Source organism: Kribbella sp. NPDC004875 (assembly GCF_042873375.1).
In the GTDB taxonomy this organism is placed as follows: domain Bacteria; phylum Actinomycetota; class Actinomycetes; order Propionibacteriales; family Kribbellaceae; genus Kribbella.
This window is the reverse complement of the sequence record NZ_JBIALI010000004.1, coordinates 364,943-377,039: the sequence shown is the minus strand read 5'-3', so window position 1 is coordinate 377,039 and position 12,097 is coordinate 364,943. Positions and strand designations below refer to the sequence as shown.

The 12,097-nt window shown below is 68.8% G+C and carries 10 protein-coding genes; 5 read left to right on the top strand and 5 right to left on the bottom strand.

The features are described 5' to 3' along the window. Positions 1-9 precede the first annotated feature (9 nt). Positions 10-2,187 carry an alkaline phosphatase family protein gene (locus ACFYRH_RS24055; protein WP_387779309.1) on the bottom strand — a complete coding sequence of 726 codons (2,178 nt, stop codon included), beginning with the start codon at positions 2,185-2,187 and terminating at the stop codon, positions 10-12. 203 nt (positions 2,188-2,390) lie between these two features. Here ACFYRH_RS24055 and ACFYRH_RS24050 point away from each other — a divergent pair, with 203 nt between their 5' ends. Together ACFYRH_RS24050 and ACFYRH_RS24045 are read left to right on the top strand one after the other, a co-directional pair. Then, a complete protein-coding gene (locus ACFYRH_RS24050; RefSeq protein WP_387779306.1) occupies positions 2,391-3,545 on the top strand; it encodes an imelysin family protein in 1,155 nt (384 codons plus the stop codon). Beyond that, complete coding sequence (locus tag ACFYRH_RS24045; protein WP_387779303.1) at positions 3,538-4,683, top strand: Dyp-type peroxidase; 1,146 nt, start codon at positions 3,538-3,540, stop codon at positions 4,681-4,683. The genes ACFYRH_RS24050 and ACFYRH_RS24045 overlap by 8 nt, the downstream gene beginning before the upstream one ends. An 18-nt stretch (positions 4,684-4,701) precedes the next feature. Here ACFYRH_RS24045 and ACFYRH_RS24040 read toward each other — a convergent pair whose 3' ends face one another. Further along, positions 4,702-5,406, bottom strand: coding sequence for an NUDIX domain-containing protein (locus ACFYRH_RS24040; protein WP_387779301.1), 705 nt, complete (start codon positions 5,404-5,406; stop codon positions 4,702-4,704). Positions 5,407-5,475: 69 nt separating this feature from the next. Between ACFYRH_RS24040 and nadC the strand changes: the two genes are divergently transcribed. From nadC to nadB, 3 genes are read left to right on the top strand one after another with little or no spacing between them, the layout of a single operon-like run. Next, positions 5,476-6,351 (top strand): carboxylating nicotinate-nucleotide diphosphorylase, encoded by an 876-nt coding sequence (gene nadC / locus ACFYRH_RS24035; RefSeq protein ID WP_387779298.1) that lies wholly within the window; start codon positions 5,476-5,478, stop codon positions 6,349-6,351. Continuing rightward, a complete protein-coding gene (nadA, locus tag ACFYRH_RS24030; protein WP_387779295.1) occupies positions 6,333-7,352 on the top strand; it encodes a quinolinate synthase NadA in 1,020 nt (339 codons plus the stop codon). The genes nadC and nadA overlap by 19 nt, the downstream gene beginning before the upstream one ends. Further along, on the top strand, positions 7,349-8,941 hold the full coding sequence (nadB, locus tag ACFYRH_RS24025) for an L-aspartate oxidase (RefSeq protein WP_387779292.1): 1,593 nt from the start codon (positions 7,349-7,351) through the stop codon (positions 8,939-8,941). The genes nadA and nadB overlap by 4 nt, the downstream gene beginning before the upstream one ends. Here nadB and ACFYRH_RS24020 read toward each other — a convergent pair. From ACFYRH_RS24020 to ACFYRH_RS24010, 3 genes are read right to left on the bottom strand one after another with little or no spacing between them, the layout of a single operon-like run. Then, positions 8,870-9,814 carry a TAXI family TRAP transporter solute-binding subunit gene (locus ACFYRH_RS24020; RefSeq protein WP_387779289.1) on the bottom strand — a complete coding sequence of 315 codons (945 nt, stop codon included), beginning with the start codon at positions 9,812-9,814 and terminating at the stop codon, positions 8,870-8,872. The two genes, nadB and ACFYRH_RS24020, sit on opposite strands and share 72 nt — an antisense overlap. Continuing rightward, positions 9,811-11,187, bottom strand: a complete 1,377-nt coding sequence (locus tag ACFYRH_RS24015) for a sensor histidine kinase (protein ID WP_387779286.1) — start codon at positions 11,185-11,187, stop codon at positions 9,811-9,813. The genes ACFYRH_RS24020 and ACFYRH_RS24015 overlap by 4 nt, the downstream gene beginning before the upstream one ends. After that, positions 11,184-11,840 (bottom strand): response regulator transcription factor, encoded by a 657-nt coding sequence (locus tag ACFYRH_RS24010; RefSeq protein ID WP_387779283.1) that lies wholly within the window; start codon positions 11,838-11,840, stop codon positions 11,184-11,186. The genes ACFYRH_RS24015 and ACFYRH_RS24010 overlap by 4 nt, the downstream gene beginning before the upstream one ends. Between the last annotated feature and the right edge of the window lie 257 nt (positions 11,841-12,097).

Here is a 12,097-nt window from a genome sequence, read left to right as displayed (position 1 = left end):
GGCGCAGGATCAGATCTGGGCGGTGCGGCCGGCGTACCGCTGGGTGAAGTCTGTGGACTCCTTTGCGGTGATGACCACGTCGTAGTAGCCGTCCTCGGTCGGCCAGGTGATGACGCTGTGCTTGCCGGCGGGGACGACGATGGTTGTCTTCTTCCCGGTGAAGTCGTTCGGGGTCAGCGTGTAGGTCACCGCCCGGCTGCCTGCCGCGGTCAGGGTGAACTCGACGGCAGCGTTCCGGCCCTTGACCAGCCGGACGTCGACCCGTGGCTGGGCCGAGGTCTTGTCGCCGGCCGCTACGACCGTGCCGGCGAAGGACCGGATGAAGTGGTCGGGCCCGTAGAAGGTGAACGCATAGCTGCCGTTCGTCGCCTTGGTGTCCCAGGTGTACGACTTCGGCCGGCGGTTGCCGGCGGTCAGCGGCAGCGCGTCCTGGCCGATGCCGAGCGGCTCGGCTCCCGCCAGAGCAGGCACGTATTTGTCGGCGAGCCCGACCAGGTTGACCGCCTTGCCGCTCGGACCGCCTTCGACGGTGAAGGTGGCGGTGACGGCCCCGGTCACGGGGTTCTCGACGAGGACGCCGTTCGGCTGGAACGACAGGGGGCTCCGCTTCGCCTTGCCGGTAATCGGCTGGGTCGGCATGACCTGCCCACCAACGGCCGGCTGCGGCACGGGCGGCAGGCCGGCATCGGTGACGACCGACTTCAGCAGGTCAGCCGGCTTCGGGAGCTTCGGGAACGACGTGTCGTAGTTGCCGAAGTCGATCGCCGAGAGCAGGTTGCCGGAGACGCTGCGCCGCCAGTCGTTGATGTTCTCGCAGATGGCCGGCCGGCCGAGGCTCTTGGTCCACTCCTCGATCAGCTGGATCGTCGACGTGTGGTCGAAGACTTCGGAGTTCACGTAGCCACCACGGGTCCACGGCGAGACCAGCACGAAGGGCACGCGACCACCCATACCGGGCTTGATTCCGGGCGCCCGCTCGCCGACGGTGCCGGCCTCCGGGATCGGCGGTACGACGTGGTCGAAGAAACCACCTTCACCGATGCGGTTCGCGTGGTCGGGCTCGTCGTAGTTCAGGATGATCAGCGTCGACTCCCACAGCTCGGGGTTGTCGTGCACCGCCTGGATCACCCGGTCGGTGTAGACCGCGCCGTTGTTCGGAGCGTACGTCGGGTGCTCGGTCCACGCCGCGGGAGCGACCACCCAGGACACCTCGGGCAGATCGCCCGAGGCACAGTCGGCGATGAAGTCCCGCAGTACGTAGTCGACGTTGGAGGTGTCGTTCTTGATACCGGCGGGCTGCGTGGTGTGGGCGTACACCACGTTGCCGCGGGCAAGCAGTCCCTGGCGGGGCAGGGTGTTCTCCGGGTTCGCGTTCTTCGGGTCGAACGCCGCGAACGACCGGACGGTGTTGTCGGTGTAGTCGCCGAGGAAGTCGTCGTCGGTGTCGTTGTTGACGTAGATCTGCCAGCTGACGCCCGCGTCCTGCAGCGTCTCCGGGTACGTCTTGAACTTGTAGGCGTAGCCGTAGTCGCCGTTGTTGTTGATGACCGGACCGCCCTGCGTTCCGGCCGCGTCGTTCGTACCGGCCCACATCATGATGCGGTTCGGGCTGGTGCTGGTGTCCAGCGAGCAGAAGTAGTGGTCACCGATGGTGTAGGCCTTGGCGATCGCGTGGTGCCACGGCACGTCGGCTTCCATGAAGTACCGGTTACGTGCGCTGGTGTTCTGCGCGTTGTACCTGAGGCTGTCGGCATGGTACGGCAGCAGATAGCCCTCGGCGCGGCTGTTGGGGTCGTAGTAGATCGTCCGGCCGTTCTGCCAGGTCAGCACCTGCTTGTCACCGAAGCCGCGAGCACCGGCCAGGTCGAGGGTGCCGAAGTAGTGGTCGAACGACCGGTTCTCCTGCATCAGGATCACGACATGCTTCAGGTCCTTGATCGTGCCGGTACGGCGCGGGTGCCGCGCCGTGGTCGAGCCGGGCTTGCTGTCAGCAGTGGCGACCGTGCCGACCGTACCGGGCGCACCGGTCGCGTCCGGTGCGGCGCCGGCCGGGGCGGTCGACAGCCCTCCGGCGGCGGCAACGGCACCCGCGGCGCCCGCGGCCTGCATCAGCCGGCGGCGGCTGATGCGGTTGCGCTCCGCGGTCGCCTTGATGCCGTCCGGGGAGGCCGAATCGTTGTCAGACATAGGTTTGCTACCTAATCTCTCGTGGCGGGGATCCCCCGAAGTCAACTGCCGGAGGTCCGGACCGCGCGAGCATCGCCTGATGAACATTCCCTGAAGACTCAGGGAGTCCGTCATCTCGGCCCGCGCGGCCGGTCACCCGCTGTTCACCGGCAGGTCGTGGGCAGCATCGGATCCGTTCACCACCGGCGCCGAGCGTGGGCCCGGTGAGCAGTACGACGACCTCGGCCGCACCGGCACCGCCGTCGAGCAGCCCGCAGCCGATCGTCCTGATCGTTGGCTCGCCCTACGGCATCGACGACTGGTTCGGTGGACCGGCCGGCCGCTACGAGTTCGTCTTCGTCAACAACGAGGGCGCCGGTGCGGAGGTCTACCTGGAGGATCCCGCGACCGAACGGATCTACGTCGAGGTCGAGCACTTCGGCCGTGGCGTCAGTCGTGCGGTCACGGCATCGGTACCGCCCGGAACGTACCGCTGGGTCTGCATCACCGACTACACCATCAAGTACAGCCGGCCGGTCGTCGTCACCGGTGACCCACTGCCGTACGACGTGCACGGGATCATCCCCGTGACCGCCCTCGACCTGCGGGTTCCGATCAACTCCTATGTCGGCTGGATCACCTCACAGCTGCCCACACTCACCCACCAGGTCGAACGGCTGCGCAGCGCCCTGCAGGTCGGTGACTCGGCGACCGCCCGACGCGACTGGCTGACCGCCCACCTCACCTACGAGACGCTGGGCGGCGCCTACCGCGCGTACGGCGAAACCGGTGACGACATCAACGCCGACCCGCCCAGCGGCGTCGCCACTGACCGCCTCGCGGACGCGGACTTCCCGGGTTTCCGCAAGATCGAGGCGATGCTGTGGCACGATCGGCCGGCGGCGGCGATCGCGCCGTACGCCGACGCACTGCTCGGGGCGGTCGGACAGCTCACCGATGAGCTGGCGCTGCCGAACGCGATCACGCCGATCGACATGGGCCGGCGGGCGCACGAGATCCTCGAGGACGCGCTGCAGTGGGACCTGAACGGGATCGGTGACGCCGGCAGCGGGACCGAGCTGGCGACCGTGGATGCGAACATCATCGGGGTCTGGCAGGCGCTGGACCCGCTGCGTCCGATCCTGCGCAAGCAGAACCCGTACCTGGAGCAGACCGACGAGCAGCTCCGGCGCACCCAGCAGTTGATTCGCAGCCACCACCACGACTCCGGCTGGGTCGGATTAGCGGCTCTGTCCGTCCGGCAGCGGGCCGCGGTCAACGCAGCGGTGCAGCACAGCGTCGAACTGCTCTCCCACACCGCGGCGATTGTCGACCCGCGCAACGCCACCCGCGACCGAGGCCCGATCACCCATGACTGACATCGCCGTACCGGCAGTCCACCAGGCGGGCATTCTCGAACCTCCGCAGAGCGCCGCGATCGTCGTCGCGTTCCTCGTGACAGCAGCAGACCGGGCGGCGCTGCGCCGGATGTTCCAGACGTTGACATCGACGATCCGCTACCTGGTCGACGGCCTCGGTACCCCGACCGGACGCGGCAGTGACGACGGGCTCGTGTCGACGCCGTACGAGAACGGCGTCCTCGGCCCAGGCACGGTGCCCGATGGTCTCACCGTCACGGTCAGCGTGGGCGCCGGGCTGTTCGACGACAGGTTCGGGCTTGCTGACGTCAAACCGGCCCGGTTGCGGCCGATGGACGAGTTCCCGAACGACGCGCTCGACCCGGACCGCTGTGAGGGCGACGTGCTGCTGCAGATCTGCGCCGATCACCGTGACACCGTGCTGCACGCGCTCCGCATCCTGATGCGGGCGACCCGAGCCGACCTGCAGGTGCTGTGGCAGCAGGAGGGCTTCACCAGTCCCCCGCGGCCGAGCGGAACGCCGCGCAACCTGTTCGGCTTCAAGGACGGTACGGCCAACCAGGAGTTCCTCGACCGGCCCGATCTGCTCGATCAGCTGGTGTGGACGAAAGCAGGTGGCGACGAACCTGACTGGGTGACCGGCGGTTCGTACCATGTGGTCCGGCTGATCCGGATGTTCGTGGAGTTCTGGGACCGGATCTCGATCAACGAGCAGCAACGGATCTTCGGCCGTGACCGCGACACCGGCGCACCGCTGTCCGGCCGCCCGGGCGAACGAGTACCCGGCCAGGAGGAGTTCCAGCTCCCCAGCTATTACCGGGACGCGCACGGCAACACAGTGCCGCTGACGGCCCACGCCCGCCTCGCCAACCCCCACGACGGCACCGCCGACGACCGGCGCATGCTGCGCCGCGGCTTCAACTACAGCGCCGGGATCGAGCCCAACGGCCAGCTCGACACGGGCATGATCTTCATCTGCTTCAACGCCGACCTGGACCGCCAGTTCGTCGCCGTTCAGACCATCCTCATCGACGAACCCCTGGTCGACTACATCTCCCCCGTCGGCGGCGGTTACTTCTTCGCCCTCCCCGGCGTACAAGATCCCGACGACTGGCTGGGCCGCGGCCTGCTCGGCTGAACGACACCGCAGCCGGCGTCAGCGTGGTGGGCGCAGTACCGCGAACGGATCGGTGACGGTCAGCTCGCGGGCTACGAACTTGTAGACGGTCGCGGGGCGGCCGCCGCTCTGGCCGGGGCTGGCTCGCCGTTCGGTCGGGTCGATCACGTGCCGGCGGGTCAGTACGCGGGTGAGGTTCGTGGCGCCGAGCTCATAACCGAGCGCGGCGCCGAACAGATCACGTAGCTCCGCAATGGTGAACTCCAGCGGAGCCAGCGCGAACCCGATGTTCGTGTACGACAGTTTCGCGCGCAACCGCGCCACCGCGGCCTCGATGAAGAAATGATGATCGAACGCGGTCGGCGGCAGCTCGTCGACGGGGTGCCACTGCGTGTCGGCCGGAAGCTTCGGCTGTACGTCGGACGGGACGAGTCCGAGGTAGCCCGTCGCCAGCACGCGGGCCCGCGGATCACGATCGATCGCACTGTGCGTGGCCAACTGTTCGAGGTGCGCGACGTCGCGCACGTCGACCTTCGTCGCAAGATGACCGGTGATGGCGTCCCGGAGCCGCTCGGTGGGCTCGACCCCACCGCCGGGAAGCGCCCAGCGGCCGCGGTACGGGCTCCGTGCGCGTTTCCACAGCAGCACGCACAGCCTGCCGTCGCGCACGGACAGGACCACGGCGAGCACCTCGTGCGGGTAGCTGGGGAAGTTAACCGGATCACCTTTCTTGGCAGTAGGCACGAGGCCGATGGTAGCGTGCAGCTAGTTATCGCCTCGGAAGCGAAAACATCACGGAGAGCAGGACAGCAGATGCAACTGACGACGGAGACGGTCCGGACCGCGGTGGCGGCCGCGCTGCTCGAGGACCAGGCGGCAGACGATGTCACCACCCGATGGAGCGTCCCGGAGGCGCTGGAGGTCGAGGCGACGATGATCGCCAAGCAGTCGGGTCGCGTGGCCGGCCTGACCGCTGTAGAGGAGGTGTATGCCGCCGTCGATCCCACCGTGAAGGTGCGGGCGGCTGTTGCGGACGGCGATGCGGTTGTCCCCGGGCAGCCGCTGGCGTGGATCAGCGGCGCGGCGCGGTCGATCATCACCGGCGAGCGGGTGGCACTGAACTTCGCGCAGCGGATGTCGGGCATCGCGACCCTCACGTCGGCCTTCGTAGCCGCGATCGGAGCGCGTCCGGTCGCGCTCCTCGACACCCGGAAGACAGCGCCCGGCCTCCGGGCGATGGACAAGTACGCCGTGAGCTGCGGCGGCGGCACCAACCACCGGCTCGACCTGTCCGCCATGGTACTGCTCAAGGAGAACCATCTCGCCGCGGCCGGCGGCGTCCTTCCGGCCGTTCACCGGGTCCGTGAGGGCATGTCCGCGGACGGCAGCGCCCTGGCGATCGAGGTCGAGGTCACCACTGCCGACGAGGCCCGCGAAGCGCTGGACTGCGGGGTCGAGTGGATCCTGCTGGACAACATGCCGGTCGAGCAGATGGCCCTGATCGCCGAATGGCGCAACGCCTGCGGATCCGCCACCCGGCTCGAGGCCTCCGGCAACATCACCCTGGAGACCGTCGCGGAGATCGCCGGCGCCGGCGTCGATGCCATCTCGGTCGGCGCCTTGACCCACTCCCCCACCGCACTCGACATCAGTCTGCTGGTGACCTCGTCATGTCCAGTTATCGCTTAACAATCGAAAACTTCCCGAAAGAAGGACCTGCTGTGACCACGGCAATCAGCTGGCAGGACGAAGTACGGCGCCTCGCCGCGGAGCAAGACGCGGTGATCCTCGCTCACAACTACCAGGAACCGGCGATCCAGGACGTGGCGGACCACGTCGGCGACTCCCTCGCACTGTCACGTATCGCAGCGAGCACCGATGCGTCCACGATCGTGTTCTGCGGCGTGCACTTCATGGCGGAGACCGCCAAACTTCTCAGCCCGGACAAGACCGTGCTGATCCCGACGGCGCAGGCGGGCTGCTCGCTGGCCGACACCATCGACGCCGACCAGCTACGGGCCTGGAAGGCCGAGCACCCCGACGCCGTGGTTGTTGCCTATGTCAACACCAGCGCGGCGGTGAAGGCCGAGGCGGACGTCTGCTGTACGTCGTCCAACGCGGTCGAGGTGGTGAACTCGATTCCGGCGGATCGGCCGATCCTGTTCCTGCCCGATCAGTTCCTCGGAGCGCACGTCCGGCGACAGACCGGCCGGGACAACATCGAGGTGTGGATGGGCGAGTGTCATGTGCATGCCGGCATCAGCGCGGCCGACCTGCGCGCTCAGGTAGCCGCCGACCCAGAGGCCGAGGTCCTCGTCCACCCCGAGTGCGGCTGCGCGTCGTCGGCGATCTGGCTGGCCGGCGTGGGTGATCTGCCCGCCGAGCGGACCCACATCCTGTCCACCGCCGGCATGCTGGACACCGCTCGCGGACTGACCTCGAAGACCGCTCTGGTGGCGACGGAGATCGGCATGCTCCATCAGCTTCGCAAGGTCAACACCCAGACGACGTTCCTGCCGGTGAACCCGAAGGCCTCATGCCGATTCATGAAGATGATCACCCCGGAGCTGCTGGTGCGGTGCCTGCGGGAAGGGCGCGACGAGATCCAGCTGCCGCCCGAGGTCGTCGAGAAGGCCCGGCGGTCGGTCGAGCGGATGGTGGCCATCGGCAAGCCTGCGGGTGCCCGATGACCCGCGTCCCCGATGTTCCCGAGGTCACTGACGTCGTCGTCATCGGCTCCGGTGTAGCGGGCTTGTCCACCGCACTCGGTCTCGCGGCGACCCGCGACGTACTCCTGCTCAGTGCCGGCGACGGCAGTACACCCTGGGCCCAGGGCGGCGTCTCGGCGGCGTACGGCGAGGACGATCCGCTCGACCACTCGCACGACACCCAGGTCGCGGGCGCGGGATTCTGCGATCCGCGCAACGTCCGTGCGCTGGTCGAGGAGGGGCCGCAGCGTCTTGCCGAACTCATCGCGCACGGGGCACGCTTCGACCGGAACGGCGACGGCTCGCTGTCGCGGACCCTGGAGGGTGGCCACAGCCGTCCCCGGATCGTGCACGCCGGCGGTGACGCGACCGGCGCCGAGGTCCATCGCGCGCTCGTGACTGCCCTGCGGCAAACCAGCGTGCGGACGATAACCGGGCGGACCGTCGGCCTGCTCCAGTCGGAGTCCGGAGGCATCGTCGGGGTGCTCGTCGAGGCGGGCGGCGAGGTCACGCAGATCGAGGCTCGCGCCGTCGTACTGGCCACCGGGGGGATCGGCAACGCCTACCTGGCGAGCACGAATCCGTCGATGGTGCGCGGCGACGGCATCGCGTTGGCGCTGCGAGCCGGCGCGTCGCTGGTGGACATGGAGTTCGTCCAGTTCCACCCGACGGCGCTCTACACGGGCGAGACCAGCGGTCAGTTGCCGCTGGTCACCGAGGCGGTCCGGGGTGAAGGCGCCGTACTGCGTGACGCCCACGGCCGCCGGATCATGGCCGGACGTCATCCACGAGCCGACCTGGCGCCGCGGGACATCGTCGCGCGGGCGATCGAGGCGACGATGCGCCGCGACGGATCCGGCCATGTCTGGCTGGATGCGACAGATGTCGCGCCCGACGTACTCCGGAAGCGGTTCCCGACCGTGCTGGCTTCCTGCGCACGCATCGGCGTCGACATGCTTTCGGAGCAGATCCCGGTCGCGCCGGCCGAACACTTCTTGTGCGGCGGCGTCCGGACCGATCGGAACGGCGCAACCGACGTACCCGGCCTGTACGCGGTCGGCGAGGTCGCCGCGACCGGCGTCCACGGGGCCAACCGGCTCGCCTCGAACAGCCTGCTGGAAGGACTCGTCTTCGGGCGACGTGTCGCAACGGCCCTGACCCTCGACCTCCCTCCGAAGGACCTCGGCCGTGCCCACCAGCTCATGCTCGGCGATGATCGTCAACCGGAGCGGATCCGCTCGATCCTCAGCAGGTACGCCGGAATCCGTCGCGACGGCGCCGGTCTGAACGCCGCCGCGGACGAGCTCGATGCCCTGGGCACCGGACCGCTCGCGACGGTGGCGCGGGCTGTCGTCGTCGCCGCGACCGCCCGGCGGGACAGCCGCGGATGTCACTGGCGTTCCGACCATCCGCAGGCCGACGAACGATGGGACGAGCACATCGTCGTACGGCTCGACCGAGAAGGCCGCCCGACGACGGTGCCGTCCCCGGATGCCCGCTCAGCCGTGGACACTGCGGTAGCGCTCGGCCGCGCCCGGGTGGAGCTTCAACGGGCTGGTACCGATGAGTGAGTTCGGATCAAGGTAGTGCGCGCCGACCGCGGCGGCCGGCACGAGCCCGGCCGCATGCTTGACGAGCACGTCGACGATCTTCGACGCGACCGCACGCGGGACTTCGGGCCGGCAGACCAGCAGGTTCGGTACGCCGATCGTGCTGACCTGCTCGACACCGCTGTAGGTGCCGGCCGGGATCTGCGCTCGCTGGTAGACCACGCCGTACGCCGTACGCAGCGTGGACAGCCAGCGATCGAGAGGCAGCAGGCGGATCGGCACCTGAGCGGAAAGATCCGACAGCCGCCGGGTCGGTACCCCACCGGACCAGAACATCGCGTCGATCCGTCCGGCGGCAAGGGCGTCGGCGGCGTCCGACAGATGAAGGTTGGCGATCACGGGGGCACGCTCGGCGTGCATGCCGGCCGCGCTGAGGAGCCGGTCCGTGGTCAGTGCGGCACCGGCGCCTGGTGGCCCGCAGGAAACCCGCTTGCCGACGAGGTCAGGCAGTTGGCGGACGGGTCCGGCCGCGCGGACCACGCACTGCAGATAGTTCTCGTACACCCTGCCGAGAGCGACAACCTCGCGCGACTGCGCCGTGGCATCGGCGAGGCAGATTGCCAAGTCTGTTTGCCTGAGACGCAGGAGCTCGAGGTTCTGCAGGCTGCCCTCGGTCGACCGCACGTCGACGGTCCGGGCGACCTTTGCGGCCGTGAGCTGGGTGGCGAGGAGCTGTGCGAACTCCAGGTAGAACCCGCCACGCTCACCGCCGGCCACCACCATCCGGTCCACGAGGGGGCGGTCAGAGCTGCAGCCACCGGCGAACGACGCCAGTCCGGCAGCTAGCAGAGCCCGCCGGGACAAGCGCAGCATGTTGCCTGCTTTGGCGCTCATGTCGCCGTCCGCAGATCGACGTGAACCGCCAGGCCGTGTGGCGTCACCGCCTCGATCGTGAGCGTCCCGCCCGCCGCGCTCACCAGTTGGTCGACGATGGCCAGACCGAGACCGCTGCCTCGCGACGACTGGTGCTGATCGGCGCGCCAGAACCTCTGCGATGCCAGCTCACGTTGCTCCTCGGGCAGTCCTGGCCCGTCGTCGACGACAGTCAGCCGGACACCGTCCACGCCTGCCTGCTCGACCCGGACGATCACCCGCGCTCCGTCGCCGGCGTACTTGATCGCATTGTCGACCAGGGCCCCGACGATCTGCCGTAGGTCGGTTTCGCTGACTGCCACCGGCGGTACAACGGCGAGATCGGCTTCCAGGTCGACACCGCTTTCGGCAGCGAGCAGCCGCCACGCCCCCACTTCACCGGGCAGCACCTCGGACACCACTGACCGACCGGCCACGGCATCCGGGCGCCGGCTCTCGGCCTCGGCAAGCCTGAGCAGATCGTTGAGCAGCGCCTCGAGCCGATCCAGGTCCTGCTGGATGCCGGCGAATCGCGGGCTGAACGGATCGCGGAGTTCCGAGGCCAGGGCGTCGAGCCGGAGCCGCACGGCCGCCAGCGGGTTCCGCAACTGGTGCGACGAATCGGCCACCATCCGGCGCTGCATCTCCAGGGATCGGGTGACCGTGGCCGCCATGTCCGCGAACGATCGGGTCAGATGGCGCAGCTCCGGCGGGCCGGACAGCATGACGGCCGGGCCCGTCGTCGGTGTCTCGGCAAGGCCGACGACGGCCTCCTCGAGCCGCCGGACCGGAAGGACCACCCAGCGGGTGAGCAGCATCGCCAGCACGAGGAGGAGCAGCTCGACGGCGATCGCCCCGGTCACGATCAGCGCCCAGTCACGACGGACGCCGGAGATCGCCCGGCCGGCGTCGACGCGCAGCACGACTGCGCCGGCCAGCTCATGAGGGGTACCGACGGGACGGGCCAGCAGATGCCGTGGCTCGCTCCACGGCCGAACCGGGTCGAGGGTCGTCTGCGCGAGGTTGCGCGATGCGGATGCCAGGGTCTCCCGCACCCCCGGATCGTCGAGGTCCAGCGATCCGGTGGACATCAAAGGGTGCCCGCTCGGGCCTACCAGCAGCAGGTCTTCGCCGTACACCTCGGTCATCCGGGATGCTTCCGCCTGCACGGCGGCCAGGTCGCCGGCATCCTTCATCTCCCTGGCCAGTCCGGCGAGCCGGTCGAGTGTTGCGACGCGGCTGAGCAACAGCGCCTGCGTGCGGGCCTGAGACGTGGTCGCGAGCAGCGGCAGGACCAGCCCGGCGACTGCGACGAGGGAGAAGACCGTCAGCACGATCAGAACTCGGGTCCTCATGAGCCGAGTCGGTATCCGAAACCGCGGATGGTGGTGATCAGGCCGGGACTGCCGAGTTTGACGCGGAGCTGGGCCAGATGGACGTCGAGCGCCCGCGAGCTCGCCAGGAAGGCATCGCCCCACAGCTCGTCGAGGATCACCTCGCGGCTCACCGCGGCACCTGCTCGGCGCGCCAGCGCCCCGAGCAGGTCGAACTCCTTCGGAGTGAGTGTGATCTCCCGCTCGCCGACCCTGACCCGTCGAGCGGTCAGGTCGATCACGACGGCACCCACCTCGACCACCCCGGCCGTCCGCGAGCTCCGGGCGCGACGGGTGACCACCACGTCGATCCGGGCCAGGAGCTCGCCCAACCGCACGGGCTTCACCAGGTAGTCGTCCGCGCCGAGCCGCAGGCCACGCACCACCGACCTCTCGTCACCGCGCGCGGTGACGACCAGCAGCGGTACTTCGCTGACCAGGCGCAGCTTTCGCAGCACGTCCAGCCCGTCCCCGTCGGGCAGGCCGAGGTCCAGCAACACGACATCGGCCGAGCTGTGCCGAAGCAGCACGTCGGCGCCTCTGGAGACCCGATGTGGTTGGTGACCGTGCGCGCCGAGGACGTCGACCAGCGCCTCACCCACGCTGTCGTCGTCCTCGGCGATCAGTATCCGCACGACGTCAATGTCGTGACAACCGCCGCACCGCGCAACCCCGGGCGCCGAATCCTTACGTGGCCTTGAGAACAACCCTGGGGTGCCGATCGACACGCGCACGCCTGTTGTCGCTACGCGCAGGATCGTGGATGGCTTCGTGGACGCGACAGGGCCAGACCATGTTCCTTGACACGGAGGACTCAGTTCTTCCTTCGTCGCCCCGTGGAGGCTGTCATGTCGTCTCGTACTCTTCAACGCTCGCGTAAGGCCGGTTGGTT

What these genes read in the sequence shown, in the direction of transcription:
- nadC (WP_387779298.1), top strand. Translation starts at nt 5,476, where the DNA reads ATGCAACTGACGACGGAGACGGTCCGGACCGCGGTGGCGGCCGCGCTG.
- ACFYRH_RS24020 (WP_387779289.1), bottom strand. Translation starts at nt 9,814, where the DNA reads ATGAGCGCCAAAGCAGGCAACATGCTGCGCTTGTCCCGGCGGGCTCTG.
- ACFYRH_RS24055 (WP_387779309.1), bottom strand. Translation starts at nt 2,187, where the DNA reads ATGTCTGACAACGATTCGGCCTCCCCGGACGGCATCAAGGCGACCGCG.
- ACFYRH_RS24015 (WP_387779286.1), bottom strand. Translation starts at nt 11,187, where the DNA reads ATGAGGACCCGAGTTCTGATCGTGCTGACGGTCTTCTCCCTCGTCGCA.
- nadB (WP_387779292.1), top strand. Translation starts at nt 7,349, where the DNA reads ATGACCCGCGTCCCCGATGTTCCCGAGGTCACTGACGTCGTCGTCATC.
- nadA (WP_387779295.1), top strand. Translation starts at nt 6,333, where the DNA reads ATGTCCAGTTATCGCTTAACAATCGAAAACTTCCCGAAAGAAGGACCT.
- ACFYRH_RS24045 (WP_387779303.1), top strand. Translation starts at nt 3,538, where the DNA reads ATGACTGACATCGCCGTACCGGCAGTCCACCAGGCGGGCATTCTCGAA.